The 26,308-nt window shown below is 58.7% G+C and carries 23 protein-coding genes; 9 read left to right on the top strand and 14 right to left on the bottom strand.

What is annotated here, in order from left to right:
- Positions 1-136: 136 nt before the first annotated feature.
- Positions 137-766: a 23S rRNA (uridine(2552)-2'-O)-methyltransferase RlmE gene (gene rlmE / locus PMI30_RS27610; RefSeq protein ID WP_008005470.1), complete on the bottom strand. Its 630-nt coding sequence runs from the start codon at positions 764-766 to the stop codon at positions 137-139.
- 105 nt (positions 767-871) lie between these two features.
- On the opposite strand from rlmE, the gene PMI30_RS27605 reads away from it, so the two are divergent.
- A complete protein-coding gene (locus PMI30_RS27605) occupies positions 872-1,180 on the top strand; it encodes a YhbY family RNA-binding protein (RefSeq protein ID WP_008005472.1) in 309 nt (102 codons plus the stop codon).
- 9 nt (positions 1,181-1,189) lie between these two features.
- On the opposite strand, the gene PMI30_RS27600 is transcribed toward PMI30_RS27605, so the two are convergent.
- The 8 genes from PMI30_RS27600 to grpE all read right to left on the bottom strand — a co-directional run bounded on the left by PMI30_RS27600 (position 1,190) and on the right by grpE (position 11,654).
- Positions 1,190-1,594: a hypothetical protein gene (locus PMI30_RS27600; protein ID WP_008005473.1), complete on the bottom strand. Its 405-nt coding sequence runs from the start codon at positions 1,592-1,594 to the stop codon at positions 1,190-1,192.
- Between the two features lie 28 nt (positions 1,595-1,622).
- On the bottom strand, positions 1,623-2,099 hold the full coding sequence (gene greA, locus PMI30_RS27595) for a transcription elongation factor GreA (protein WP_007942892.1): 477 nt from the start codon (positions 2,097-2,099) through the stop codon (positions 1,623-1,625).
- Complete coding sequence (gene carB / locus PMI30_RS27590) at positions 2,096-5,317, bottom strand: carbamoyl-phosphate synthase large subunit (RefSeq protein ID WP_008005475.1); 3,222 nt, start codon at positions 5,315-5,317, stop codon at positions 2,096-2,098. The genes greA and carB overlap by 4 nt, the downstream gene beginning before the upstream one ends.
- A gap of 117 nt (positions 5,318-5,434) precedes the next feature.
- Positions 5,435-6,571 carry a glutamine-hydrolyzing carbamoyl-phosphate synthase small subunit gene (gene carA, locus PMI30_RS27585; RefSeq protein WP_008005476.1) on the bottom strand — a complete coding sequence of 379 codons (1,137 nt, stop codon included), beginning with the start codon at positions 6,569-6,571 and terminating at the stop codon, positions 5,435-5,437.
- Between the two features lie 259 nt (positions 6,572-6,830).
- Complete coding sequence (gene dapB / locus PMI30_RS27580) at positions 6,831-7,637, bottom strand: 4-hydroxy-tetrahydrodipicolinate reductase (RefSeq protein WP_008005478.1); 807 nt, start codon at positions 7,635-7,637, stop codon at positions 6,831-6,833.
- 9 nt (positions 7,638-7,646) lie between these two features.
- Positions 7,647-8,771: a molecular chaperone DnaJ gene (dnaJ, locus tag PMI30_RS27575; protein ID WP_008005480.1), complete on the bottom strand. Its 1,125-nt coding sequence runs from the start codon at positions 8,769-8,771 to the stop codon at positions 7,647-7,649.
- A 297-nt stretch (positions 8,772-9,068) separates the two neighbouring features.
- Positions 9,069-10,985: a molecular chaperone DnaK gene (gene dnaK / locus PMI30_RS27570; protein WP_007900530.1), complete on the bottom strand. Its 1,917-nt coding sequence runs from the start codon at positions 10,983-10,985 to the stop codon at positions 9,069-9,071.
- A 102-nt stretch (positions 10,986-11,087) separates the two neighbouring features.
- Positions 11,088-11,654 (bottom strand): nucleotide exchange factor GrpE, encoded by a 567-nt coding sequence (gene grpE, locus PMI30_RS27565; protein ID WP_007900531.1) that lies wholly within the window; start codon positions 11,652-11,654, stop codon positions 11,088-11,090.
- Positions 11,655-11,895: 241 nt separating this feature from the next.
- On the opposite strand from grpE, the gene recN reads away from it, so the two are divergent.
- Complete coding sequence (recN, locus tag PMI30_RS27560; RefSeq protein WP_008005482.1) at positions 11,896-13,569, top strand: DNA repair protein RecN; 1,674 nt, start codon at positions 11,896-11,898, stop codon at positions 13,567-13,569.
- Between the two features lie 75 nt (positions 13,570-13,644).
- Here recN and fur read toward each other — a convergent pair whose 3' ends face one another.
- Positions 13,645-14,049: a ferric iron uptake transcriptional regulator gene (gene fur, locus PMI30_RS27555; protein ID WP_003197684.1), complete on the bottom strand. Its 405-nt coding sequence runs from the start codon at positions 14,047-14,049 to the stop codon at positions 13,645-13,647.
- 97 nt (positions 14,050-14,146) lie between these two features.
- Here fur and PMI30_RS27550 point away from each other — a divergent pair, with 97 nt between their 5' ends.
- Positions 14,147-14,674, top strand: coding sequence for an outer membrane protein assembly factor BamE (locus PMI30_RS27550; protein WP_008005485.1), 528 nt, complete (start codon positions 14,147-14,149; stop codon positions 14,672-14,674).
- A gap of 61 nt (positions 14,675-14,735) precedes the next feature.
- Here PMI30_RS27550 and PMI30_RS27545 read toward each other — a convergent pair whose 3' ends face one another.
- The 3 genes from PMI30_RS27545 to PMI30_RS27535 are packed head-to-tail and all read right to left on the bottom strand — an operon-like array spanning position 14,736 to position 16,888.
- Positions 14,736-15,050 (bottom strand): RnfH family protein, encoded by a 315-nt coding sequence (locus PMI30_RS27545; protein ID WP_008005487.1) that lies wholly within the window; start codon positions 15,048-15,050, stop codon positions 14,736-14,738.
- Positions 15,043-15,477: a type II toxin-antitoxin system RatA family toxin gene (locus PMI30_RS27540; RefSeq protein WP_007900547.1), complete on the bottom strand. Its 435-nt coding sequence runs from the start codon at positions 15,475-15,477 to the stop codon at positions 15,043-15,045. The genes PMI30_RS27545 and PMI30_RS27540 overlap by 8 nt, the downstream gene beginning before the upstream one ends.
- Before the next feature lie 7 nt (positions 15,478-15,484).
- The gene (locus tag PMI30_RS27535) at positions 15,485-16,888 is read right to left on the bottom strand and encodes a sodium-dependent transporter (RefSeq protein ID WP_008005489.1); all 1,404 of its coding nucleotides are present in this window, start codon (positions 16,886-16,888) and stop codon (positions 15,485-15,487) included.
- Positions 16,889-17,006: 118 nt separating this feature from the next.
- Here PMI30_RS27535 and smpB point away from each other — a divergent pair, with 118 nt between their 5' ends.
- The gene (gene smpB, locus PMI30_RS27530) at positions 17,007-17,489 is read left to right on the top strand and encodes an SsrA-binding protein SmpB (protein ID WP_007900551.1); all 483 of its coding nucleotides are present in this window, start codon (positions 17,007-17,009) and stop codon (positions 17,487-17,489) included.
- A 111-nt stretch (positions 17,490-17,600) separates the two neighbouring features.
- On the opposite strand, the gene PMI30_RS27525 is transcribed toward smpB, so the two are convergent.
- Positions 17,601-18,368 carry a GntR family transcriptional regulator gene (locus PMI30_RS27525; protein ID WP_008005491.1) on the bottom strand — a complete coding sequence of 256 codons (768 nt, stop codon included), beginning with the start codon at positions 18,366-18,368 and terminating at the stop codon, positions 17,601-17,603.
- A 262-nt stretch (positions 18,369-18,630) separates the two neighbouring features.
- Between PMI30_RS27525 and PMI30_RS27520 the strand changes: the two genes are divergently transcribed.
- The 5 genes from PMI30_RS27520 to PMI30_RS27500 all read left to right on the top strand — a co-directional run bounded on the left by PMI30_RS27520 (position 18,631) and on the right by PMI30_RS27500 (position 26,228).
- Positions 18,631-20,322, top strand: a complete 1,692-nt coding sequence (locus tag PMI30_RS27520) for a lactate permease LctP family transporter (protein ID WP_008005492.1) — start codon at positions 18,631-18,633, stop codon at positions 20,320-20,322.
- Positions 20,323-20,474: 152 nt separating this feature from the next.
- A complete protein-coding gene (locus tag PMI30_RS27515; protein ID WP_008005496.1) occupies positions 20,475-21,299 on the top strand; it encodes a (Fe-S)-binding protein in 825 nt (274 codons plus the stop codon).
- Positions 21,296-22,750: a LutB/LldF family L-lactate oxidation iron-sulfur protein gene (locus PMI30_RS27510; protein WP_008005498.1), complete on the top strand. Its 1,455-nt coding sequence runs from the start codon at positions 21,296-21,298 to the stop codon at positions 22,748-22,750. Before PMI30_RS27515 ends, PMI30_RS27510 begins: the two co-directional genes overlap by 4 nt.
- Positions 22,750-23,421 (top strand): LutC/YkgG family protein, encoded by a 672-nt coding sequence (locus tag PMI30_RS27505; protein WP_008005500.1) that lies wholly within the window; start codon positions 22,750-22,752, stop codon positions 23,419-23,421. Before PMI30_RS27510 ends, PMI30_RS27505 begins: the two co-directional genes overlap by 1 nt.
- Complete coding sequence (locus tag PMI30_RS27500) at positions 23,418-26,228, top strand: FAD-binding and (Fe-S)-binding domain-containing protein (RefSeq protein ID WP_008005502.1); 2,811 nt, start codon at positions 23,418-23,420, stop codon at positions 26,226-26,228. Before PMI30_RS27505 ends, PMI30_RS27500 begins: the two co-directional genes overlap by 4 nt.
- Positions 26,229-26,308 lie beyond the last annotated feature (80 nt).

The raw sequence follows: 26,308 nt of genomic DNA on the forward strand, positions 1-26,308 counted from the left end.
GCCTAACTTACTACATTACCTACGGCTCTGGCAGGCGCCGTCTGTAACCCTTTGTGAAACACTTTCTACACAATATTCGCTAATGCTCACGGGACGAAATACGAAAATCCTATCGACCCGCAAAAAAAACCTCGATTTACTCACTACGACCGCGGTAGCCCCAAGCCAGCATGTATTGCTCGCGGGAACTGCCACGGGAAGAGTCCGGCTTGATCATCTGGACCTTGTCGAATTTCTGACGAGCGTCCTTCACGTAAGCATCAAACCCTTCGCCCTGAAACACCTTGATCACGAAATTACCACCCGGCTTGAGTATCCGAGCCGCCAGATCAAGAGCCAGCTCACATAGAAACATGGCTTTTGGCATGTCCACCTCAGGCGTACCACTCATATTGGGGGCCATATCGGAAATCACAAGGTCCACCTGCGAATTACCCACGGCTTCAAGGATCTGAGCGAGCACTTCGTCCTGGGTGAAGTCACCCTGAATGAAAGTCACGTCCGGAATGCTGTCCATTTCCAGGATGTCCGAGGCGATCAGACGCCCCTGACCACCGATCAGCCGACTAGTGACCTGCGACCAGCCGCCGGGCGCCGCACCCAGGTCGACAACGCTCATACCTGGACGGATCAGTTTGTATTTCTCCTGGACCTCCAGAAGCTTGTAACTCGCACGCGAGCGGTAACCATCCTTCTGCGCCTGCTTCACATAGGGATCATTAACATGTCTTTGCAGCCACTTAAGGCTTGTCTTGGAACGGGCCACGGGCCACCTCGAAAATAAAACGGGTCGTGATTAACTGGGCGGTCCCGTACTCGCTCGGGTAAACTGGCCGCCGCTTTTTACAAGATCAGACGCAGGGGTCAGATTATGCCGCTCACTCAAGAGCAGAAGAAACAGTACAAATCCATTGGCCACCATCTGAAACCAGTTTTGACTGTGGCTGACAACGGTTTGACTGAAGGTGTGTTAGCCGAACTTGAACGCGCTTTGGCGGATCACGAGCTGATTAAAATCAAGCTCAACATCCTCGATCGCGAGTCGCGCCTGGCGAACATCGCAGAACTGTGCAAGGTCGGCAAAGCGGACCTGGTTCAGGTCATCGGCAAGATGGCACTGATTTACCGCAAGAACTTCAGCGTCAACAAGCAGCTGTCGAACGTCCATCGCTTCAAGTGATGACAAGGGTCAAGGGTGTGCTTCGCGCACCCTCACACTCCATCCCGGCACCGGTTGCATCACCAGCACCAGCCCGGAAAATCCCAGAACAAGATAGCTGAACAGCTGCCAATGCGCCGCCTGCGGCCAGCCAACGTGGACCGCGAAATACATCGCGCCCCCATACAGCGCCATCATCAGCAGTTGCCCACGAATATCGCGCCATAGACTGGCAAGGCCCTCGGCCTGAACCAGCACCAAAGCCTGAAAAATCACACACGCCGTGGCAAACCCCACCATCAGCGTATTCAGCATGCCTGCAATTTCGTCGATCAGCAGCGGCGCCAGGCCTATTCGCCCCAGCACCGGCAGCAGACCGATGTGCAACAGCCACAGGCCGCCAACCCACAACATTTGGGCCAGCTGCCAAAGCATGGCGCCCGCACGTAGCGGGCGCCTTCTTTCAGAGGTGGCGAACTTCGACAATCTCATACTCGATAACGCCACCCGGCGTTTTCACGGCGACCACATCACCCTCTTCCTTGGCAATCAAGGCACGAGCCAGTGGCGAACCCACCGAAATCTTGCCGAGTTTGAAGTCAGCCTCATCCTCACCCACGATGTGGTAAGTGACGCGCTCATCAGTCTCGACGTTGGCGATTTCAACGGTGGTGCCGAAGATCACTTTGCCAGTGTGAGGAATGGTCGTGACATCGATGATGACCTGATTCTGAATCCGGCCTTCGATGTCACGAATCCGCGCCTCGACCATACCCTGCTGCTCGCGAGCAGCGTGGTATTCGGCGTTTTCCTTCAAGTCACCCAACTCGCGGGCCGTACCGATGTCCTGGCTGAGCTTCGGACGGACGACCTTGGTCAGGTGAGCGTGCTCTTCTTCCAGGGCTTTCGCGCCCTGGACGGTCATTGGGTATTTGATCATGCCTTCAATCCTGCGTGTAGATCCTGCAAGCGGCGCACGGTCTTCTCGGGACCGAATTTCAGCGCTTCGCAAATAGCTTCGCCAGCAGCAATGGTAGTGGTGCAGTAGATCTTGTGCTGCAAGGCATTACGACGAATGGAGTAGGAATCGGCGATCGACTGGCGACCTTCGGTGGTGTTGATGATCAGGGTGACTTCGTCATTCTTGATCATGTCGACCACGTGCGGACGACCCTCGGTCACCTTGTTCACACGACGCACTTTCAGGCCTGCGGCTTCGATCAGCTTGGCAGTACCGGCAGTGGCGACCACTTCGAAGCCCAAGTTGATCAGATCACGAGCCACGCCTGCAACCAGTGGCTTGTCATCATCACGCACGCTGATGAACGCAGTACCGCCAGTCGGCAGCACTTCGCTGGCGCCCATCTGGGCTTTGGCAAAGGCTTCGCCGAAGGTGTCGCCCACGCCCATCACTTCACCGGTGGACTTCATCTCTGGGCCCAGGATCGGGTCCACGCCAGGGAACTTGGCGAATGGGAACACCGCCTCTTTCACGCTGTAGAAGTTCGGAATGATTTCTTTGGTGAAGCCGATTTCCTTCAGGGTTTTACCGGCCATCACGCGAGCCGCGATCATTGCCAGGGAAACACCGATGCACTTGGAAACGAACGGTACGGTACGGGAAGCGCGCGGGTTGACTTCGATGACGTAGATGTCTTCGCCTTGCAGCGCCAACTGAACGTTCATCAGGCCGACAACGCCCAGTTCCAGGGCCATTTTCTTGACCTGTTCGCGCATCTCGTCCTGGATGTGAGCAGGCAGCGAGTACGGCGGCAGGGAGCATGCGGAGTCACCGGAGTGAACACCGGCCTGCTCGATGTGCTGCATGATCGCGCCGATCACCACGTCGGTGCCGTCGCAGACTGCATCCACGTCCATTTCGATGGCGCAGTTGAGGAAGTGATCGAGCAGCACCGGGCTGTCGTTGGACACTTTCACCGCATCACGCAGGTAGCGCTTGAGTTCTTCTTCTTCGTAGACGATTTCCATCGCGCGGCCGCCCAGTACGTAGGACGGACGAACCACCAGCGGGTAACCGATCTTGGCCGCGGCACGAATCGCTTCGTCTTCGCTGCGCACGGTGGCGTTTGGCGGCTGGCGCAGGTTCAGGCGCTCAACCATTTGCTGGAAGCGCTCACGGTCTTCGGCACGGTCGATGGCGTCAGGGCTGGTGCCGATGATTGGCACGCCGGCTTCTTCCAGGGCACGCGCCAGCTTCAGCGGGGTTTGGCCGCCGTACTGGACGATCACGCCTTTCGGCTTCTCGACACGGACGATTTCCAGTACGTCTTCCAGGGTCACTGGCTCGAAGTACAGACGATCAGAGGTGTCGTAGTCGGTGGAAACGGTTTCCGGGTTGCAGTTGACCATGATGGTCTCGTAACCATCTTCGCGCAGAGCCAGTGCCGCGTGTACGCAGCAATAGTCGAACTCGATACCCTGGCCGATACGGTTTGGACCGCCGCCGAGGATCATGATCTTGTCGCGGCCCGACGGCGCGGCTTCGCACTCTTCCTCGTACGTCGAGTAGAGGTAAGCGGTGTCGGTGGCGAATTCGGCCGCGCAGGTGTCAACGCGCTTGTAGACCGGGAAGATTTCCAGCTTGTGACGGTGGCGACGCAGGGCCTTCTCGGTCACGCCCAGCAGCTTGGCCAGACGCATGTCGGAGAAACCTTTGCGCTTGAGGCGGAACATCACGTCGTGGTCGATGCTGGCCAGACCCAGGGTCTTGACCTTCTCTTCTTCCTTGATCAGATCTTCGATCTGCACCAGGAACCACGGGTCGATCATGTTCATGCCGAAAATATCTTCGACCGACAGGCCGGCGCGGAACGCGTCAGCGACGTACCAGATACGCTCGGCGCCCGGCACGGTCAGTTCGCGCTTGAGGATGCTCATGCTTTCCGGGCTGCTCAGGTCGAGCTTCTCGTCCAGACCGCAAACGCCCACTTCCAGACCGCGCAGGGCTTTCTGCAGGGATTCCTGGAAGGTCCGGCCGATGGCCATGACTTCACCGACCGACTTCATTTGAGTGGTCAGGCGTGCGTCGGCTTTCGGGAACTTCTCGAAGGCGAAGCGTGGCAGCTTGGTGACGACGTAGTCGATGGACGGCTCGAAGGACGCCGGGGTCTTGCCACCAGTGATGTCGTTCGACAGCTCGTCGAGGGTGTAACCGACGGCCAGTTTTGCCGCGACCTTGGCGATCGGGAAACCGGTGGCTTTCGAGGCCAGGGCCGAGGAACGGGATACCCGCGGGTTCATCTCGATGACAACCATGCGGCCGGTGTCCGGGCAGATACCGAACTGGACGTTGGAACCGCCGGTTTCCACGCCGATCTCGCGCAGTACCGCCAAGGAGGCGTTACGCAGGATCTGGTATTCCTTGTCGGTCAGGGTCTGTGCTGGCGCAACAGTGATCGAGTCACCGGTGTGCACGCCCATCGGGTCGAAGTTTTCGATGGAGCAGACGATGATGCAGTTGTCCTTCTTATCGCGGACAACCTCCATCTCGTATTCTTTCCAGCCGATCAGCGATTCGTCGATCAGCAGCTCTTTGGTCGGCGACAGGTCCAGACCGCGGGCGCAGATTTCTTCGAACTCTTCACGGTTGTAAGCGATACCGCCACCGGTGCCGCCCATGGTGAAGGACGGACGAATGATGCACGGGAAGCCGAGACGCTCGAGGACCGCATTGGCCTCTTCCATGCTGTGGGCGATACCCGAACGCGGGCAGTCCAGACCGATGGATTTCATCGCCTTGTCGAAGCGCGAACGGTCTTCGGCCTTGTCGATGGTGTCAGCGTTGGCACCGATCATTTCTACGCCGAACTTCTCCAGAACGCCTTCGCGCTCCAGGTCCAGTGCGCAGTTCAGAGCGGTCTGGCCACCCATGGTTGGCAGCAGCGCGTCCGGACGCTCTTTCTCGATGATCTTGGCAACGGTCTGCCACTTGATCGGTTCGATGTAGGTGGCGTCGGCCATGGCCGGGTCGGTCATGATGGTGGCCGGGTTGGAGTTCACCAGGATGACGCGGTAACCCTCCTCGCGCAGGGCTTTACAGGCCTGGGCGCCGGAGTAGTCGAATTCGCAGGCCTGGCCGATCACGATCGGGCCAGCGCCGAGAATCAGGATGCTTTTAATGTCTGTACGTTTTGGCATGGGTTGTCACTCAAATCCGCAGGTCAGTCGGCAAGCCGTCTTGTTCAATCTCTGAAGCCTTGAGGGGGCCACCGGTTTCGGGACCGCCCTCAGGCTTCGCTACATCAGGGCGAGCGATTAGCGTCGCTTGGCCATTTCGTTGATGAAGCGATCAAACAGTGGCGCTACGTCGTTCGGGCCAGGGCTGGCTTCAGGGTGACCCTGGAAGCTGAAGGCGCTCTTGTCGGTACGCTCGATGCCTTGCAGGGTGCCGTCGAACAGCGATTTGTGGATCGCCCGAACGTTGCCTGGCAGGGTCGCTTCGTCTACCGCAAAACCGTGGTTCTGGCTGGTGATCATCACCACACCGCTGTCCAGATCCTGGACCGGGTGGTTGGCACCGTGGTGGCCATGGCCCATTTTCAGGGTCTTGGCGCCGGAGGCCAGAGCCAACAGTTGGTGACCGAGGCAGATGCCGAACACCGGAATCTCGGTTTCCAGCACGTCCTTGATCGCCTGGATCGCGTAGTCGCATGGCTCAGGGTCGCCCGGGCCGTTGGACAGGAACACGCCGTCCGGCTTCAACGCCAGCGCTTCAGCGGCCGGAGTCTGTGCAGGCACCACGGTCACGCGGCAACCGCGCTCGACCAGCATGCGCAGGATGTTCAGCTTGACGCCGTAGTCGTAGGCCACCACGTGGTATGGCAGCTCGGAGGCTTCCAGAGTCGCGTGGCTGTCGGTTTTCAGATCCCAGACAGTCGAGCGCCACTCGTACTTCTCTTTGGTGCTGACGACTTTCGCCAGGTCCATGCCTTTAAGACCAGGGAAACCCTGAGCGGCGGCGATGGCGGCTTCTTCGGAAATGTTGTCACCGGCCATGATGCAGCCGTTCTGCGCGCCTTTCTCACGCAGGATGCGTGTCAGGCGGCGGGTGTCGATACCGGCGATAGCCACAACGTTGTTGGCTTTCAGGTAGTCGGACAGGGACATCGTGTTGCGCCAGTTGCTCGCAACCAGTGGCAGATCACGGATGACCAGGCCAGCGGACCAGACGCGGTCGGACTCGGCGTCTTCCGGCGTGGTACCGGTATTGCCGATGTGCGGGTACGTCAGGGTAACGATCTGTTGGGCGTAGGAAGGATCGGTAAGGATTTCCTGATAGCCGGTCATTGCGGTGTTGAACACCACCTCACCAACGGTTTGTCCGTCGGCTCCAATGGCTTCGCCGCGAAAAATGCTGCCATCAGCAAGGGCGAGTATGGCTGGCTTAGTCAAGAAGACCTCCCGTAAATAAAGCCTGAAAGGGCGATCGCAGGTTGTAAAAAAGCGGAGTGACGTATGGACACGTCACCCCGCTTCTTCACCGAATTATTCTGCGCGCTTTTAGTGGACACACTAAAGCTGTAGCTTACAGAAAAAGGCATTTTTGGTCTACCGCCAATGAGCCCTAAAGGCCGGAGAATGCGACAGGACGTCGCTTGGCGGAACAAAACCGGGCCCAAACGCTGAGTTTGAACCCGATTTCGGGCACATCTTACCGCAGGTCGAGCACGTCTTGCATGTCGTAAAGGCCTGGTTCACGACCATCCAGCCACAAAGCTGCACGTACCGCACCCTTGGCGAAGGTCATGCGGCTGGATGCCTTGTGCGTGATCTCCAGTCGCTCGCCCTCACAGGCGAACAGCACCGTATGATCACCGACCACATCACCACCACGAACAGTCGCGAAGCCGATCGTTTCACGCTCACGCACACCGGTGTGACCTTCACGGCCATAGACCGCGACCTTTTGCAGATCACGATCCAGCGCACTGGCGATCACTTCTCCCATGCGCAGAGCCGTGCCTGAAGGGGCATCGATCTTGTGCCGATGATGAGCCTCGATGATTTCGATGTCAGCCTCATCGCCCAGCACACGAGCTGCCATATCGAGCAGTTTCAGCGACAGGTTTACACCGACACTGAAATTGGCCGCGAACACAATCGCAATATCCTTGCTCGCCTCGGCCAGCAACTGCTTCTGTGCCGCGTCCAGCCCCGTGGTGCCGATCACCATGGACTTGCCCGCTTTACGGCAGAACTCCAGGTTTTTCAGCATCACTTCCGGGAGCGTGAAGTCGATCAACACATCGAACTCATCGGCCACCGTATCCAGCTTACCGGACAGCGGCACACCGATTCGCCCCAGCGATGCCAGCTCACCGGCATCCACGCCAATCAGCGTGCTGCCGGGGCGAACGATGGCAGCCGTCAGACCGGTCAGCGGCGCGCGCTGCTGCACCGCCTCGATCAAAATCTTGCCCATGCGGCCGGCGGCGCCCATCACAGCTATACGTCGCATGCTCACTCCTTACAAATCGCCGAAGAAGCGCTTCACGCCTTCGAACCAACCAGTGGTTTTCGGCGAATGGCTGTTGTCATCCGCCAGGGAGCTGCGGAACTCTTCCAGCAATTCGCGCTGACGACGACCCAGGTTGACCGGGGTTTCGACCGCCACGCGACACATCAGGTCGCCAGCACCGCCGCCGCGAACCGGCGCAACACCTTTGCCGCGAACACGGAACTGCTTACCAGTCTGAGTCCCTTCAGGGATCTTCAGCTTGACCCGACCATCGAGGGTCGGAATCTCCAGCTCGCCACCCAGCGCTGCATCGACGAAGCTGATTGGCACCTCGCAGAACAGGTGCTTGCCGTCCCGCTGGAAGATCGCGTGCTCACGCACATTGATCACCACGTACAGGTCGCCGGCCGGGCCACCCTGCGCACCCGCCTCGCCTTCGCCAGACAGGCGAATACGGTCACCGGTATCGACACCGGCCGGCACTTTCACCGACAGGGTCTTGTACTCTTCGACACGACCTTCGCCGTGGCAGGAATCGCACGGATCGGAAATGATCTTGCCCTGGCCATGGCAGCGCGGGCAGGTCTGCTGCACCGAGAAGAACCCCTGCTGCATGCGCACCTGACCGATACCGCCACAGGTCGGGCAAGTGATCGGCGAGGAGCCTTTCTTGGCGCCCGAGCCATCGCACGGCTTGCAGTTGACCAGTGTCGGAACGCGGATATTCACGGTCGTGCCGCGCACCGCTTCTTCCAGGTTCAGCTCCAGGGTGTAACGCAGGTCGCTGCCGCGCTGAGCACCGCCACGGGCACCGCCGCGACCGCCACCGAAGAAGTCACTGAAGACATCGCCAAAGATATCGGAGAAGTTCTGACCGCCAAAACCGGCACCGCCGCCACCCATGCTCGGGTCGACACCGGCATGACCGTATTGGTCATAGGCCGCGCGCTTGCTGGAATCGGACAGCACTTCGTAGGCCTCGTTGGCCTCCTTGAACATATCTTCCGACGCTTTGTCATCGGGATTACGGTCCGGGTGGTGCTTCATCGCCAGGCGACGGTAGGCCTTTTTCAGGTCCGCTTCGCTTGAACCACGCTCAACACCCAATACTTCGTAATAGTCACGCTTTGCCATAAGTCTTTGCACTCTTAAGGACGTTCGGCAAACCTCTCCTGAGCCTCGCCAAACTCGTTGAGCCCCAATACAGGCCCGGACCCAACTCACGTCAATTCAACGATCCTGGTCTTTGATTCGATGCGGTATCTGTGAGCCGGAAAGCAGGAGCATCCCCGACCGTACCGCCAGCATTCGAGCGTTGTCGCATGCTGTAAAAATTCGCTTACTCCAGACACGCCAACGCGGGAGCAAGCTCCCGCGCGGCGACATCCTACCAGTCACCGCCTGAAGGCAGTCAACCGGGCGACCAACAACTTACTTGTGGTCTTTGACTTCTTCGAACTCGGCATCGACAACGTCGTCAGCTTTTTCAGCTTTTTCGTCGTGCGGTGCCGCGCCTTCAGCTGGCTGAGCCTGATCAGCGTACATTTTCTGAGCCACTGGCGCGGAGACCTTGGACAGCTCTTCAACCTTGGCTTCGATAGCGGCCTTGTCGTCGCCTTTGATGGCGGTTTCCAGGGCAACTACAGCTGCTTCGATTGCAGTCTTCTCTTCAGCGCTCACTTTATCGCCAGCATCAGCGACCATTTTGCGCGTCGAGTGAACCAGGGCATCGCCTTGGTTACGGGCACTGGCCAGCTCTTCGAACTTGCGGTCTTCTTCAGCGTTCACTTCAGCATCGCGAACCATCTGCTGAATTTCTTCCTCGGACAGACCGGAGTTGGCCTTGATCACGATCGACTGAGTCTTGCCGGTAGCCTTGTCTTTCGCGCCGACGTGCAGGATGCCGTTGGCGTCGATGTCGAAGGTCACTTCGATTTGTGGCACGCCACGTGGCGCTGGTGGAATCTCGGCCAGGTCGAACTTGCCCAGGGACTTGTTCTGTGCGGCTTGCTTACGCTCACCTTGCAGTACGTGAATGGTCACTGCGCCTTGGTTGTCGTCGGCAGTCGAGAACACTTGCGATTTCTTGGTAGGAATCGTGGTGTTTTTCTCGATCAGCGCGGTCATTACGCCGCCCATGGTTTCGATACCCAGGGTCAGCGGGCTGACGTCGAGCAGCAGAACGTCTTTCACGTCACCAGCCAATACCGCGCCCTGGATAGCAGCACCCATGGCAACAGCTTCGTCAGGGTTGACGTCTTTACGTGCTTCTTTACCGAAGAAATCGGTCACCAGCTTCTGAACCAGTGGCATACGGGTCTGACCGCCGACCAGGATCACGTCGTTGATCGAACCAACGTCGATACCGGCGTCTTTCATCGCGATGCGGCAAGGTTCGATGGTGCGCTGAACCAGGTCTTCAACCAGCGCTTCGAGCTTGGCGCGGGAGATTTTCACGTTCAAGTGCTTAGGACCGGTAGCGTCTGCAGTGATGTACGGCAGGTTCACGTCGGTCGACTGGCTCGAGGACAGTTCGATCTTGGCTTTCTCAGCGGCTTCTTTCAGGCGCTGCATGGCCAGCGGGTCACCCTTGAGGTTCATGCCGCTTTCTTTCTTGAACTCGTCAACGAGGTAGTCGATCAGACGAATGTCAAAGTCTTCACCGCCCAGGAAAGTGTCACCGTTGGTGGCCAACACTTCGAACTGATGCTCGCCATCGACTTCAGCGATTTCGATCACGGAAACGTCGAAAGTACCGCCGCCCAAGTCGTAAACGATCACGGTGTGATCGCCTTTGGCCTTGTCCATACCGTAGGCCAGTGCGGCTGCGGTTGGTTCGTTGATGATACGTTTAACGTCCAGACCCGCGATGCGGCCGGCGTCTTTGGTGGCTTGACGCTGGCTGTCGTTGAAGTAGGCCGGAACGGTGATCACCGCTTCGGTCACTGGCTCGCCGAGGTAGTCTTCGGCGGTCTTCTTCATTTTCTTCAGAATTTCAGCCGAAATTTGTGGCGGTGCCATTTTCTGGCCGTTCACTTCAACCCAGGCGTCGTTGTTGTCAGCCTTGACGATCTTGTAAGGGACCATCTGGATGTCTTTCTGTACGACTTCTTCGTCGAAACGACGACCGATCAGACGCTTCACCGCGTACAGGGTGTTATGCGGATTGGTCACTGCCTGACGCTTGGCCGATTGGCCAACCAGAATTTCGCCATCGTTGGCGTAAGCGATGATCGACGGCGTGGTACGCGCGCCTTCAGCGTTTTCAATAACTTTGGCTTTGCCGTTTTCCAGCACGGAGACGCAGGAGTTGGTAGTCCCCAGGTCGATACCGATAATTTTGCCCATGTTCACTCTCCCGAAACTTTGGATTTGGATGCCGCAGTAGTGGTGGCTGACTGCGGTAGCACTTAAACGCTTGACTTCTAAATGGGGGCCTTGCGGCTAATTTCAAGCCTGCTCGTCAATCGAAGGCGAAACCGGTGCAGGTGCCTTGCTGACCACGACCATGGCCGGGCGCAGCAGGCGACCGTGAAGCTGGTAGCCCTTCTGAAACACCTTGAGCACGCTGTTTGGCTCGACGTCGGCGCTTTCCTGCATGGCCATTGCCTGGTGATGCGAGGCATTGAAGGGCTCGCCTTCAGGATCGATCGCTTCCAGGTGATAGCGCTTCAGGGTGTCCTGGAACATTTTCAGGGTCAGCTCGATCCCTTCGCGCATCGGACGAATGTTTTCGTCGTCAGGGTTGGATAGCTCCAGACCGCGTTCCAGGCTGTCAATGATCGGCAGCAGGTCGCCAGCGAACTTTTCCAAGGCAAATTTGTGAGCCTTCTCAACGTCCTGCTCGGCACGGCGGCGGACGTTCTGCAGATCGGCGGCTACACGCAAAGCCTGATCCTGCGCACCAGCCAATTGCTCTTCGAGCACTTGTACACGAGCCGCCAGGTCTTCACCCGAAGCCTCGGGGCCCTGGTTGGCGTCTAGATTTTGCGTATCCACTGTCTGTTCGTCAGCCATAGATTTCTCCTTCCAATATCGTCCGCGAGCTCAACTCGCGCTTCTGCCCCGGTATATGGGGCCGCAAAATTCAGCTTCAAGGGCTATTTGATGATTAACCCTACAAAAAACAGCTGCATTGTCATTCCGCATCGCGCTAAGGATTCCCTTCAATCAAGCAAATCGACCTAAGAGGGGGCATTGTCAGCCCGAAACAAAACACTGTATAAATAACCAGACCTAAAGCCTGGGAGCGGCCTTTATGCTGGTGCACCTGTCCGTACACAACTACGCCATCGTTGAACATCTCGATCTCGAACTCGATCGCGGGATGAGCGTGATCACAGGGGAAACCGGTGCCGGCAAGTCGATCATGCTCGACGCCCTGGGCCTGACCCTGGGCGATCGCGCCGACAGTGGCGTGGTCCGCCCGGGCGCCGACAAGGCCGATATCCTGGCCACCTTCGACCTGATCGACATCCCGGAAGCCAGCGCCTGGCTGGCCGAGCGCGACCTCGAGAACGACGGCCCGTGCATTCTGCGTCGAGTGATCACCGCTGAAGGGCGCTCGCGCGGCTATATCAACGGCACCCCCTGCCCTCTCGGTGACTTGAAGGCCCTGGGCGAGTTGCTGATCGATATCCACAGCCAGCACGAACACCAATCCCTGCTCAAAACCGATACCCATCGCCGTCTGCTCGACGAATACGCCGGCGCCACGGACCTGGCCCGCCAGGTGCAACTGGCCGCCCAACGCTGGCGCCAGACCCGCCAGGAACTGGAACGCCTTTCCAACTCCGGCGACGAACAACGCGCTCGTCATCAGCTGCTCAGCTATCAACTCGAAGAACTGGAAAACCTCGGCCTCGGCGAAAATGAGCTGGAGCAACTGGAACAGGAACACAAGAACCTGACCAACGCCGAAACCCTGCTGGGCATTTGCCGGCAAGTGGTCGAACAATGCAGCGAAAGTGATTCCGGCAACGTATTGAATGCACTCACCGCCAGCCTTAACCGCCTGTCGAGCGTGAACAATTCGATCGGCGCCCTGGGTGAAGCCAGCAGCCTGCTGACCAGCGCACAGATTCAGGTTGAAGAAGCCGTGGGCGAGCTGAACCGCTTTCTCGACAATTTCGACGCCGACCCGGCCCGCCTTCAATACCTGGAAGAGCGCCTTGATGCCATCTACACCCTGGCGCGCAAACACCGCATCCAGCCGACCGAGGTCGCCGAGATGCAACAGAAGCTACTCGATGAAATCGAAACCCTGAATGCCAACGACGAATCCATCGAACGACTGAGCGATGAGCTGGCCTCCTACGCCCGCCATTATCAGGAGAAGGCCCGGGAGCTGAGCGATCTGCGACATCAAGCCTCAAGCAGCCTGGCCAGCGCCGTGGAACAGGAAATCCAGCGCTTGGGCATGCCCGGCGGCCGCTTCACCATCGAACTGCGCCCCAACAGCAGCGACGAACTGCTGCCCAATGGGCTCGAACAGGTAGAACTGCTGGTGAGCGCCAACCCGGGGCAACCGTTGAAAGCCCTGGCAAAAGTGGCATCAGGGGGCGAACTGTCGCGCATCAGCCTGGCGATTCAGGTGATCACTGCACAGACCTCCCGCGTACCGACCCTGGTGTTCGATGAAGTGGACGTGGGTATCGGCGGCCCGACCGCCGAGATTGTCGGCCAGTTGCTGCGACGCCTCGGGGAGCGCGGGCAGGTTCTGACCGTGACTCACTTGCCGCAAGTGGCGGCGCAAGGGCATCAACATCTATTTGTACACAAGGTTCGCGGTGAAGACGCCACACATACGGCCGTCTCCAAACTGAGCAAGACCGATCGTGTCGAAGAAGTGGCACGAATGCTCGGCGGCATCGATCTCACCAAGGAATCACTGGCTCACGCGAAAAAGATGGTCGTTACCGCGAAAATTTGAGAACAGCAGAAAGCACGAAGGCGACCCTGGGGTCGCCTTCGTTCGTTTCGCGAACCTGAGGTTCGCGCGACATGCTTACTTTTTCTTGCGTACGTACAGCACAAGATTGTGATCAACCATCTCGAAGCCATACTTGTCGACGATTGCTTTCTGCAGCCGCTCGATTTCTTCGTCGAAGAATTCGATCACTTCACTGGTCTCGACGTTGACCATATGGTCGTGATGCTTGCCGTCGTCCAGCTCGAAGACCGCATGGCCTCCGTCGAAGTTGTGCCGCACCACAAGGCCAGCTGCCTCGAACTGGGTCAGAACACGGTAAACCGTGGCCAGACCGACGTCCTCACCAGCCTCCATCAGCGCCTTGTAAACATCCTCGGCACTCATGTGGCGTTGCTCGGCGGAATCGAGCATTTGCAGAATTTTGACCCGTGGAAGGGTCACTTTGAGGCCGGCTTTGCGTAGTTCGCTATTTTCAACCATGGTCAGCTTTCTCGCGATGCTGCTTCGCAGCTTCTCTTAATGCGGGTATGATCGGCGTTTACGTTGTCCCAGCCAAGATAGTGGAAGTCGCCCACCGATGCAAAACACCAAGCTCTTGCTAACCAGTTTCACCTTTGTGGGACTGCTCGCACTCGCCGGTTGTTCATTCCCCGGGGTTTACAAAATCGACATCCAGCAGGGCAATGTCGTCACGCAGGACATGATAGACCAGTTACGCCCGGGAATGACCCGTCGGCAAGTACGGTTTATCATGGGTAACCCTCTGCTGACCGACACGTTCCATGCCGATCGCTGGGATTATCTCTACAGCCTGCAACCGGGTGGCGGTGAACGCCAACAGGAACGCATTAGCGTTATCTTCAACCCAAATGATCAACTTGTCAGCCTCTCTGGCGATTTCATGCCGGGCGTGAGCCGCGACGAAGCCATTCTCGGCAAGGACAGTGGCACTACCGTGACCGCGCCCGCAGAAAACGCCGAGAAGCCGAAGCCAGAAAAACCGGTCAAGCCAGGTTCGCTGCTGGACCAGATCCAGAAGGACGTGGACAACGTGGAAACCGTTCCAGTCCCGACGCCAGAACCGCTGGAAACCTCGCCGCAATAATTTGCGACGCAATAAAAAACCCGGCATGTCCGGGTTTTTTATCGTCTGGCGTTTAACCGGATCACTGATTCCGGGCTTTGGCCTCGGCTGCTTTGGCTGCACGCAACCGGCGAACCTCTTTCGGATCGGCAAGCAACGGCCGGTAAATCTCGAGGCGTTCCCCTGCCTGAACCGGACGATTGGCCGGTTCAGCAATCACCTTGCCAAAGATTCCAACCGGACAACTGGCCAGATCCAGCTCAGGGAATTCGCTGTTCAGGCCGGATTTGAGCAACGCATCCCGTACGGTTGCGCCCATCGGCACGGTTACGGCCAGCAATACCTGACGATCAACGGCGGCATACACCACCTCGACCGTGATCACAGCCTCAACCATGCTTCTGTTTCGCACGCTGGCAAAACGCGTCCATCAACGTATTCGCCGCCTGATTGAACAAAGGCCCCAACGTCGCACGTACCAGCGGTCCCGAGTAGTCGAACGACAAGTCCAGACTGATCTTGCAGGCCTTCTCGCCCAACGGCTTGAACACCCAGATGCCATGCAACTGGCTGAACGGACCTTCTTCGAGGTTCATCTCGATCGAATGCCCGGGCACCAGGGTATTACGCGTCACGAAATGCTGACTAAGGCCGCCCTTGGCCACGCCGACGCTGGCACGCATAAGCTCAGGAGTGCTTTCCAGGACTTCCGCCGACGAGCACCACGGCAGGAATTCCGGATAGCGGGCCACGTCGTTGACCAGGTCATACAGCGCTTGTGCCGGATACGGCAGCAGGGCCGAACGTTGAATGTGTGTCGTCATGTCAGCGTTACTTCCACAGCTGGGCGGCAAACACTACAAGAATGCCGATGGGCGCCACATAGCGCATCAAGAACAGGGACAGGGCGAACAGCACCGGACGGCGGATCGACAATTCGTCGCGCACCGCTTCACACCCCATCACCCAGCCCGCAAACACCACGAAACACAAACCACCGAGTGGCAACATGATCCGCGAGGTGAAGAAATCGATCACACCAAAGAAGTCCAGGCCACCGGCTGCTCCCCATTGATAGAGATGGAAGATCCCGCCTTCGTTCACGAAAAACTTGGCTTCCTTCCAGATATTGAAGGAAAACACGGTACCCAGACCGACGAACCAGCAGATGAATGCCAACCAGAAGGTGACCCAGGCGCGGCTTATTTTCGTGCGTTCAACCAGGTAGGCCACCATCGGCTCGAGCAGGGAAATCGCCGAACTCCAGGCCGCAATCGCTACCAGTACGAAAAACACGACGCCCATCAACTGGCCGAACGCTACGTTACCAAAGGCAAATGGCAGGCTGACGAACATCAGGCCAGGGCCTTCGCTCGGGTTCAGGCCGGCAGCGAACACAATCGGAAACAATGCCAGACCGGCCACCAGGGAAACGAAAGTATCGAGCAGCGCCACACCGACAATGGTGCCGGAAATCGACGAGCTCTTCGGCATATAAGCACCGTAGATCATGATCGAACCGACGCCCACGCTCAGGGAGAAGAACGCGTGCCCCATGGCCGGCAGCAAGCCGTCGAGTACTTTTTCCGGGTGGAAGTCGAACATGAAATGCACGCCCTCCATGAAGTGGCCGGTGGTCATGCTGTAGCCCAGCAGAACAATCACCATCACAAACAGCAGTGGCATCATGATCCGCAGGCTGCGCTCCAGCCCGGCGACCACGCCTTTGGCGATCACCACGGCGGAGAGGAGCATGAAAATCGTGTGCCAAAGTGTCAGGCGCCATGGGTCGGCGATCACGTTGCCGAAGTATGCACCGACCTGATCAGGTGTCGCGCCCTGAAAGTCGCCACGCCCCATGTCGATGATGTAATCCAGCGACCAACCGCCGACCACACTATAGAAAGACAGAATCAACAGCGCCGTGATCATCCCGGCAAACGCGCCCCAGGACCACTTCGCCGAATGCCCCGCTTCCAGCGCCAGGACCTTCAAGGCATTGGCCGGGCTCTGCCGTGCGCGCCGGCCGATCAGGGTTTCGGCCAGCATCACGGGCACACCGATCAGCGCGATACAGGCCAGAAACATCAGCACGAAGGCTCCGCCACCGTAGACGCCGACCATGTAAGGGAATTTCCAGATACTACCCAGCCCCACGGCCGAACCGGTCGCGGCGAGTATGAAGACCCAGCGGCTAGCCCAACTGCCGTGGACAGAAACCTTGTCTGTCGACATCGTTATCACGCCCAAGCGTTCAAAAAAGAGGCCGCATTGTCCGGGATTCAATCAACCTGCTCAAGCACGTAGCTTCACCGTAGCCGACAGCGGTGTAACTCCATATAATGCCGCCCCTATGGCTAAACAGAAGAAACACCCAACAGGGACCATCGCGCAGAACAAAAAGGCGCGACACGATTACTTCATCGAGCATAAGTTCGAGGCTGGTCTGGTCCTGGCCGGCTGGGAAGTAAAAAGTTTGCGGGCAAGCAAGCTACAACTGGTTGACAGTTACGTGCTGCTCAAAGATGGCGAAGCCTGGCTGCTCGGCAGCCACATTACGCCGCTGATGACTGCCAGCACCCATGTCATCGCTGATCCGACCCGCACCCGAAAATTGCTGCTCAATCGGCGCGAGCTGGAAAAGCTGGCTGCTGCCGTGCAGCAAAAAGGTTATGCCTGCGTGTGCCTGTCCTGGTACTGGAGCAAGCACATGGTCAAGTGCGAGATCGCTCTGGGCAAGGGCAAGAAGGAATACGACAAGCGTGATACCGAACGCGAGCGCGACGCCGGTCGTGAATTGCAGCGTGCGGTGCGCAACAAGGGCAAGGAAGATTAATTCTTTACCTTGAGATCGCTTTCGCGGGCAAGCCTCGCTCCTACACTGGACCACGCGATCCTGTAGGAGCGAGGCTTGCCCGCGAATGATTCACCGCAGACACCCACCTGACTACATCCCCTTGCGCCGCTCCGCCCGAGCCACGCGCTGCACTTCCTGACGCACCTCTTCCAGCACTTCCTGCACATATAAAATGTGCCGACTGGAAACCTCCCGCGCCTGCTCTGCCCTTCCTTCGATAATCGCCAGATACAATTCTCTGTGCTGCGCGATCAGCATGTCGCGGGTTTCGGAGCGCTGTTTGTACATGCCGCCGATGTTGGTCACAACGTTGCGTTTGAGCAGGTCGAACAAACCACGAATGGTGTGCAGCAACACTGCGTTATGACTGGCCTCGGCGATCGCCAGATGGAATTTCGCATCCGCCGCGCCCTCTTCCGCCCGACCCACTTCGTCATGGCGCGAATAGCAGTCTTGCAACTCGTCGAACGCCGCCGTCAGCCGCTCGCGATCCACGTCCGTGGCGCGCAATGCCGCGTAGTAAGCACAAGATGCTTCCAGCGTATGACGAAACTCCAGCAAATCGCGCTGGGCCTCGGGATTGCTTTCCAGCAGATGCAGCAGCGGATCGCTGAACGTCGAGCCCAGGGATTCCACCACATAGTTACCGCCGCCCTGACGGCTGACCAGCAACCCTTTGGCCGCCAGCTTCTGAATCGCTTCGCGCAACGAAGGGCGTGACACGCCGAACTGTTCGGCCAACGCACGCTCTGCCGGCAGGCGCTCTCCGGCCTTCAATGTGCCCTCGAGAATCATCCCTTCGAGCTGCTCGACAATATCGTCAGACAAACGGCGCTGCCGAATCTGATCAAACCCCATCACTCAATTCTCCACGATCCCGGCGGCTCGCCGGGCTCTCTATTCTGGCCTATCGGCGCCACACCAGCACCTACCAGACGACGTTTGATCGAACAGATCAGATGCGTTCTGCACCGCTCATTCGACAAAAGTTTTAGGGCGGCAAATTGACACACCGCCTACAAGGCTTTTACCCTAGCCAACAGCGATTGTAAATTGGTATTACCAATTATCCAAGAACGCTGACCAGTGCCTGACCAACAACAATTAGGGGCCACCCCATATGCAAACCTGGCAACAGCTCTACAGCCCGCTCGGCAGTCTCGGCGTGTCCGCACTCGCGGCCGTCATCCCCATTGTATTTTTCTTCCTGGCCTTGGCCGTGTTCCGCCTCAAAGGCCATGTGGCCGGCAGCATTACCCTCGCGCTGTCGATTGCCGTGGCAATCTTCGCGTTCCAGATGCCGGTCGATATGGCCTTCGCGGCAGCCGGATATGGCTTCGCCTACGGCTTGTGGCCGATTGCCTGGATCATCGTGGCAGCGGTGTTCCTCTACAAACTGACGGTCAAGAGTGGCCAGTTCGAAGTGATCCGCAGCTCGGTGCTGTCGATCACCGACGACCAACGCCTGCAAGTGCTGCTGATAGGCTTCTGCTTCGGCGCCTTCCTGGAAGGTGCCGCCGGTTTCGGCGCACCGGTAGCGATTACCGCCGCGCTGCTGGTGGGACTTGGCTTCAACCCGCTGTACGCCGCGGGCCTGTGCCTGATCGCCAACACCGCGCCGGTAGCCTTCGGTGCCTTGGGGATTCCGATCATCGTCGCCGGGCAAGTCACCGGCATCGACGCGTTCAAGATCGGCGCCATGACCGGTCGCCAACTGCCATTGCTGTCGCTGTTCGTGCCTTTCTGGCTAGTGTTCATGATGGATGGCCTGCGCGGCGTGCGGGAAACCTGGCCGGCGGCACTGGTGGCCGGTTTGAGTTTCGCGGTCACTCAGTACTTCACCTCGAACTTCATTGGCCCGGAACTGCCAGACATCACCTCGGCACTGGCCAGCCTGATTTCCTTGACGCTGTTCCTGAAAATCTGGCAACCAAAACGCGCCGCCGGCCAACACATCGTCGGCGCCGTCTCGGCTTCCGTGGTGGCCAGCGCCGGTGGTTTCGGCCAACCGCGCACCACCGTGGCTTCGCCTTACAGCCTGGGGGAAATTTTCAAAGCCTGGTCGCCGTTCCTGATCCTCACAGTACTGGTCACCATTTGGACGCTGAAACCGTTCAAGGCGATGTTCGCTGCGGGTGGCTCGATGTATAGCTGGGTGTTCAACTTCGCGATCCCGCATCTGGATCAAATGGTGATCAAGGTCGCTCCAATCGTGACCGCCCCGACGGCGATTCCGGCGGTGTTCAAACTCGATCCGATTTCCGCGACCGGCACGGCGATTTTCTTCTCTGCGCTGATCTCGATGCTGGTGCTGAAGATCAATCTCAGAACTGGTCTTACCACTTTTAAAGAAACGTTCTACGAGCTGCGCTGGCCGATTTTGTCTATCGGTATGGTGCTGGCCTTCGCCTTCGTCACCAACTATTCGGGCATGTCATCGACCATGGCGCTGGTACTGGCAGGCACAGGTGCGGCATTCCCGTTCTTCTCGCCATTCCTCGGCTGGCTCGGCGTGTTCCTGACCGGTTCCGATACTTCGTCCAACGCACTGTTCAGTTCACTGCAAGCAACCACCGCGCATCAGATCGGCGTCAATGACACCTTGCTGGTGGCGGCAAACACCAGCGGCGGCGTGACCGGCAAGATGATTTCGCCGCAATCGATCGCCGTGGCCTGCGCCGCGACCGGGCTGGTGGGCAAGGAATCGGATCTGTTCCGCTTCACCCTCAAGCACAGCCTATTCTTTGCAACGATCGTCGGCCTGATCACGTTGGCTCAGGCCTACTGGTTCACCGGCATGCTGGTGCACTAAGAACTACACGCGACACGGAAAAAACCGACGCTGGGTTACGCCCCCTGGTGTCAGCTATTCACAACCGGGTCTGCAAGGCTGCTGAAAGCTTCCCTCTCTATATTCAGCAGCCTCAGCGGACGGATAACCGGGACCACCCGGAGACACGCCTGATGAGCGAGCTTTTTTATAACGCTGTGCCGAATGCGACCCGCGTCGCCCCGCCACTGCCCGAGCCTCGGCAATACCCCAGCGAAAAACCGTCACGGGTCTACCTGTTCGGGACCTGCGTAGTGGATCTGTTCTACCCCGAAGCCGGGATGGACGCGATTCACTTGCTGGAACGCGAAGGCATTCGTGTCGAATACCCGCAAGGGCAAAGCTGCTGCGGGCAACCGGCCTACACCTCGGGTTACACCGAACAGGCCCGGACCGTGGCGCGCTCGCAACTGGCGCTGTTTGCCGGTGATTATCCAGTGGTGGTGCCGTCGGGGTCTTGCGCGGGCATGTTGCGCGAACACTACGCCGACTTGTTCAAGGACGAGCCGCACACGCTGAAACAGGTCCAGGCCCTCGCGGCACGGACTTATGAACTGGCGGAGTTCCTGCTGTTTGTCTGCAAGGTGCAGCTCAAGGACAGCGGCGAGCCGGTCAAGGTGGCGTTGCACACGTCGTGCTCGGCACGCCGTGAAATGAACACCCACCTGCACGGCCGTGAGTTGTTGGCGCAGCTAAGCAACGTGGAGCGAGTCGACCACAGCCACGAAAGTGAATGCTGTGGCTTTGGTGGGACTTTCAGCGTCCGTATGCCAGACATTTCCGGCGCGATGGTGGCTGACAAGACCCGGGCGTTGAAGGAATCCGGTGCGCACAAGGTACTCAGTGCCGACTGCGGTTGCCTGATGAACATCAATGGCGCGCTGGAGAAACAGCAGGAAGCGTTGCGCGGCCAGCATCTGGCCAGTTTCCTGTGGCAGCGTACCGGAGGTGCCCGATGAGCACTTCCACGATTATTCCTACGGTTGCCGTAGAAGAAGATTTTCGCGCCCGGGCTCACAAGGCTTTGGCTGACACGCAACTGCGAAACAACTTTCGCAGCGCGATGGATTCACTGATGAGCAAACGGGCAGCGTCCTTCAGCGATGCCCATGAAAGAGAACATTTGCGAGTGCTGGGCAATGCTGTCCGCGCCCGTGCTTTATCCAAGTTGCCCGACCTGCTCGAGCAACTTGAACAGAACCTGACCCGCAACGGTGTGACAGTGCACTGGGCGGAAACGGTGGACGAAGCCAATGGCATCGTCCTCTCGATCATCCGCGCTCACGAGGGGCGGCAAGTGATCAAGGGCAAATCGATGGTCAGTGAAGAGATGGAAATGAATCACTTCCTCGCTGAACAGGGCATTGAATGCCTGGAATCGGACATGGGCGAGTACATCGTCCAGCTCGACCACGAGAAGCCTTCACACATTATTATGCCGGCGATCCACAAGAATGCCGGTCAGGTCGCGTCCTTGTTCCACGACAAACTTGGCGTGGAATACACCAAGGACGTTGACCAACTCATTCAGATCGGTCGCAAGGTCTTGCGGCAGAAATTCTTCGAAGCGGACATCGGCGTCTCCGGCGTCAACTTCGCCGTGGCCGAAACCGGCACCTTGCTGTTGGTGGAAAACGAAGGCAACGGGCGCATGACCACCACCGTGCCGCCGGTGCACATCGCCGTCACCGGCATCGAAAAAGTCGTGGAAAACTTGCGCGATGTGGTGCCGCTGCTATCACTGCTGACCCGTTCAGCCCTCGGCCAGCCGATCACCACCTACGTCAACATGATCTCCGGCCCGCGCAAGGAACATGAACTCGACGGCCCGCAGGAAGTGCATCTGGTATTGCTCGACAACGGTCGCACCCAGGCGTTTGCCGACAGCGAATTGCGCCAGACGCTGAACTGCATCCGCTGCGGCGCCTGTATGAATCATTGCCCGGTCTACACCCGAATCGGCGGTCATGCCTATGGGGAGGTTTACCCTGGGCCCATCGGAAAAATCATCACCCCACACATGGTCGGCCTGGCGAAAGTCCCTGACCACCCGAGCGCGTCTTCGTTATGTGGCGCTTGCGGTGAAGTCTGCCCGGTAAAAATTCCGATCCCCGCATTGCTGCGTCGCCTACGGGAAGAGAACGTCAAAGCCCCGGACAGCCCGCATCAAGTGATGCGCGGTCAGGGCAGCAAGTACTCGCGCAAGGAACGGTTCATCTGGAACGCCTGGGCGAAGCTCAATAGCTCACCAACGCTCTATCGCTTGTTCGGTTTCTTCGCCACTCGCCTGCGCGCGCTGACCCCGAGCAACGTCGGCCCATGGACCCAGAACCACAGCGCACCTAAACCCGCCGCTCGCTCACTGCATGACATGGCCCGCGAGCATCTGGCCAAACAGGGAGACCGCTGATGAGCGCCAAGCAAAATATCCTCGCCAAATTGCGCAACAGTCTGACGGGGACCACACCGGTGCCTGACAACTTCGATGTCGAACTGGTGACTGAGCCCTACACCTACACGCCTGAACAACGCATCCCGCAGCTGCGCAAACTGATGGAAGCGGTGCACACCGAAATTCATCTGACGTCCAGGGATGGCTGGCCCGAATTGCTGGCGCAACTGCTGCAGGATCGCCAGTTGCCGAGCCTGTTGATTGCGCCGACGACACCTCACGGTCAACGCATCACTCAGCATTGGGCGAAAAATCCTGGCCTGCCAGCACTCAAAACCTACGACCGTCCGGTCGAGGAATGGAAAGCCGAGTTGTTCAACGACACCCCGGCCAGCCTGACCACCACCCTCGGCGCAATCGCCGCGACAGGTAGCCTGATTCTCTGGCCGACGCGGGAAGAACCGCGTCTGATGAGCCTGGTGCCGCCGGTGCATTTCGCCCTGCTCAAGGCCAGTGAAATCCGCGACAACTTCTATCAGGTGCAGCAGGAGTTCGAATGGGCCCAAGGCATGCCGACCAACGCCTTGCTGGTGTCCGGCCCATCGAAGACTGCCGACATCGAGCAAGTATTGGCTTACGGTGCCCACGGCCCGAAAGACTTGGTCGTTCTGATCCTGGAGGACCAATGAGTCTACCGGCAGCTTTCCTGCGAGATGCGCAGCAACTGATTCCTCAGGCACGACGTTTCGACGATCCGCTGTCGACCTTGGCCTTCGGCACCGACGCCAGTTTCTACCGGCTGATTCCGAAACTGGTGATCCGCGTCGAGTCCGAAGATGAAGTGGTGGCGCTGCTCAAACTGGCGCAACGGGATAAAGTCCCGGTGACGTTCCGCGCCGCCGGCACCAGCCTGTCTGGCCAGGCCATCAGCGATTCGGTGCTGATCGTGCTGGGCGATAACTGGAACGGTCGCGAGATTCGCGGGCAAGGAACACAGATCCGCCTGCAACCGGGCGTGATCGGCGCCCAGGCCAACGCCTGGCTGGCACCGTTCGGACGCAAGATCGGACCAGACCCGGCGTCGATCAACGCCTGCAAAATCGGTGGCATCGTCGCCAACAATGCCAGCGGCATGTGCTGCGGCACGGCGCAGAACACCTATCACACATTGGCCGGGATTCGTCTGGTACTGGCTGACGGCAGCCGTCTCGATACCGAAGATGCCGCCAGTGTGGCGGCCTTCCGAGAGAGCCACGCCGAGTTGCTCGAACAACTGGCGACTTTGGGTCGCGAGACCCGCGCAAACGCTGAACTGGCTGCGAAAATTCGCCACAAATACCGTCTGAAAAATACCACCGGGCTGTCACTCAATGCGCTGGTGGATTTCGACGAGCCTGTGGATATCTTGAGCCACTTGCTGGTGGGCTCCGAAGGCACGCTCGGGTTCATCAGCGCAGTGACCTACGACACGGTGATCGACCACCCGAACAAGGCGTCGGCACTGATCGTGTTCCCGGACGTAGAAACCTGCTGCAACGCGGTGACCGTGCTGAAAAGCCAACCGGTGTCGGCGGTGGAATTGCTGGACCGCCGCAGCCTGCGCTCGGTGCAGGACAAGCCCGGCATGCCGGCTTTTGTACAACAACTGTCGCCCAATGCCTGCGCCCTGCTGATCGAATCCCGCGCCGCTTCGTCCTCGCTGCTTCAGGAACAGCTGACGCAAATCATGGCGTCGCTGACCGGCTTCCCGGTGGAGAAGCAAGTCGACTTCACCGAAGACCCGGTGGAAAACGCCCGGCTCTGGGCGATCCGCAAGGACACCTTCCCTGCCGTCGGCGCGGTGCGCAAAACCGGCACCACGGTGATCATCGAAGACGTCACCTTCCCGGTGGAACAACTGGCCATCGGCGTGAACCGCCTGATCGAGCTGTTCGACAAACATCACTACGACGAAGCGATCCTTTTCGGACACGCCCTGGAAGGCAATCTGCACTTCGTCTTCACCCAAGGCTTCAACAGTGCGGAAGAAGTCGCACGCTACCAGGCGTTCATGGACGACGTGGCGCAGTTGGTGGCCGTTGAATTCGGCGGCTCGCTGAAGGCTGAACACGGCACCGGTCGCAACATGGCGCCCTTCGTCGAACTGGAATGGGGCAGCGACGCTTACCAGTTGATGTGGCAGCTCAAACGCCTGCTCGACCCTAACGGCATTCTCAATCCGGACGTGGTGCTCAGCGACGATCCACAGATCCACCTCAAACATCTGAAGCCGTTGCCGGCCGCCGATGAGATTGTGGATAAGTGCATCGAATGCGGTTTCTGCGAACCGGTCTGCCCCTCGAAAGGCCTGACGTTGAGCCCACGCCAACGCATTGTGATCTGGCGTGACATCCAGGCGAAGAAGCGCGCAGGCGTCGACACCACCGAACTCGAAGCCGCTTACGAATACCAAGGCATCGATACCTGCGCCGCCACTGGCCTGTGTGCACAACGTTGCCCTGTAGGAATCAACACCGGCGAGTTGGTGAAAAAACTCCGTGGCCGTAAGGCAACCCATACGAAAACCGCCAACTGGCTTGAAGGAAATTTCGCCACCGCGTTGCTAGGCGCGCGCTTCACCCTGCACGTGGCCAACGGTGCGCGGATGCTGCTGGGAGCACCACGTTTGGCGAAGCTTTCAGCATCGCTGACGCGGTTGTCCAAGGGTCAGGTTCCGCAATGGACCAACGCCATGCCGCAGCCGGAAAGGGCCATTCGCTTCAGCCCGACGGTGTCGGACGAGCGGCCTCGGGTGGTGTATCTGGCAGCCTGCGTGTCGCGGGTGATGGGCCCAGCGGCGGGTGATAAAGAGCAAATGTCACTGTACGAAAAAACCCGTAGTCTGTTGGAAAAGGCCGGTTATCAGGTGGTCTTTCCAGACAATCAAGACAACCTCTGCTGCGGCCAGCCATTCGCCTCCAAAGGCTACGCCGAACAGGCCGAACACAAACGCCAGGAACTGATCGGCGCGCTGCTGCACGCCAGTCGTGGCGGCCTCGACCCAATCTACTGCGACACCAGCCCCTGCACCTTGCGGCTGGTTCAGGACCTGGGCGACGTGCGACTGGACCTGTACGACCCGGTGCGTTTCATCCGCACTCACTTGATGGATCGTCTCGATTTCACCCCTCAGGAAGCGCCAATCGCGGTGCACGTCACGTGCAGCACTCAGCATCTCGGCGAGAGCCAGGCGCTGATCGATCTGGCGCGCAAGTGTAGTAAAAATGTGGTCATCCCGGAAGGCATTCACTGCTGTGGTTTTGCCGGTGACAAAGGCTTCACCACCCCGGAACTGAATGCCCATTCGTTACGCACGCTCAAGGACGCGGTACAGCAATGCAGTGAGGGAATTTCCACCAGCCGCACCTGTGAGATTGGTCTGACGCAACACGGCGGAATTGACTACCACGGGTTGGTTTATCTGGTGGATCGAGTGACCCAGGCCAGGGCGGTCTGAAGAAAAATAGAACCCAGACGCACCGTCGCAGTCCACCGATCAAGTCCCGCAAACGCGGGACCCTTCCCCAAATTGGCAGC

It is taken from the genome of Pseudomonas sp. GM50 (genome assembly GCF_000282375.1).
Classification (GTDB): domain Bacteria; phylum Pseudomonadota; class Gammaproteobacteria; order Pseudomonadales; family Pseudomonadaceae; genus Aquipseudomonas.

Coding starts and splice junctions, on each gene's coding strand:
- dnaK (WP_007900530.1), bottom strand. CDS start 10,985: ATGGGCAAAATTATCGGTATCGACCTGGGGACTACCAACTCCTGCGTC.
- PMI30_RS27510 (WP_008005498.1), top strand. CDS start 21,296: ATGAGCACTTCCACGATTATTCCTACGGTTGCCGTAGAAGAAGATTTT.
- PMI30_RS27505 (WP_008005500.1), top strand. CDS start 22,750: ATGAGCGCCAAGCAAAATATCCTCGCCAAATTGCGCAACAGTCTGACG.
- fur (WP_003197684.1), bottom strand. CDS start 14,049: ATGGTTGAAAATAGCGAACTACGCAAAGCCGGCCTCAAAGTGACCCTT.
- grpE (WP_007900531.1), bottom strand. CDS start 11,654: ATGGCTGACGAACAGACAGTGGATACGCAAAATCTAGACGCCAACCAG.
- PMI30_RS27500 (WP_008005502.1), top strand. CDS start 23,418: ATGAGTCTACCGGCAGCTTTCCTGCGAGATGCGCAGCAACTGATTCCT.
- PMI30_RS27605 (WP_008005472.1), top strand. CDS start 872: ATGCCGCTCACTCAAGAGCAGAAGAAACAGTACAAATCCATTGGCCAC.
- PMI30_RS27600 (WP_008005473.1), bottom strand. CDS start 1,594: ATGCTTTGGCAGCTGGCCCAAATGTTGTGGGTTGGCGGCCTGTGGCTG.
- PMI30_RS27535 (WP_008005489.1), bottom strand. CDS start 16,888: ATGTCGACAGACAAGGTTTCTGTCCACGGCAGTTGGGCTAGCCGCTGG.
- PMI30_RS27540 (WP_007900547.1), bottom strand. CDS start 15,477: ATGACGACACACATTCAACGTTCGGCCCTGCTGCCGTATCCGGCACAA.
- dapB (WP_008005478.1), bottom strand. CDS start 7,637: ATGCGACGTATAGCTGTGATGGGCGCCGCCGGCCGCATGGGCAAGATT.
- dnaJ (WP_008005480.1), bottom strand. CDS start 8,771: ATGGCAAAGCGTGACTATTACGAAGTATTGGGTGTTGAGCGTGGTTCA.
- carB (WP_008005475.1), bottom strand. CDS start 5,317: ATGCCAAAACGTACAGACATTAAAAGCATCCTGATTCTCGGCGCTGGC.
- smpB (WP_007900551.1), top strand. CDS start 17,007: ATGGCTAAACAGAAGAAACACCCAACAGGGACCATCGCGCAGAACAAA.
- PMI30_RS27520 (WP_008005492.1), top strand. CDS start 18,631: ATGCAAACCTGGCAACAGCTCTACAGCCCGCTCGGCAGTCTCGGCGTG.
- PMI30_RS27545 (WP_008005487.1), bottom strand. CDS start 15,050: ATGGTTGAGGCTGTGATCACGGTCGAGGTGGTGTATGCCGCCGTTGAT.
- recN (WP_008005482.1), top strand. CDS start 11,896: ATGCTGGTGCACCTGTCCGTACACAACTACGCCATCGTTGAACATCTC.
- PMI30_RS27515 (WP_008005496.1), top strand. CDS start 20,475: ATGAGCGAGCTTTTTTATAACGCTGTGCCGAATGCGACCCGCGTCGCC.
- greA (WP_007942892.1), bottom strand. CDS start 2,099: ATGATCAAATACCCAATGACCGTCCAGGGCGCGAAAGCCCTGGAAGAA.
- PMI30_RS27550 (WP_008005485.1), top strand. CDS start 14,147: ATGCAAAACACCAAGCTCTTGCTAACCAGTTTCACCTTTGTGGGACTG.
- PMI30_RS27525 (WP_008005491.1), bottom strand. CDS start 18,368: ATGGGGTTTGATCAGATTCGGCAGCGCCGTTTGTCTGACGATATTGTC.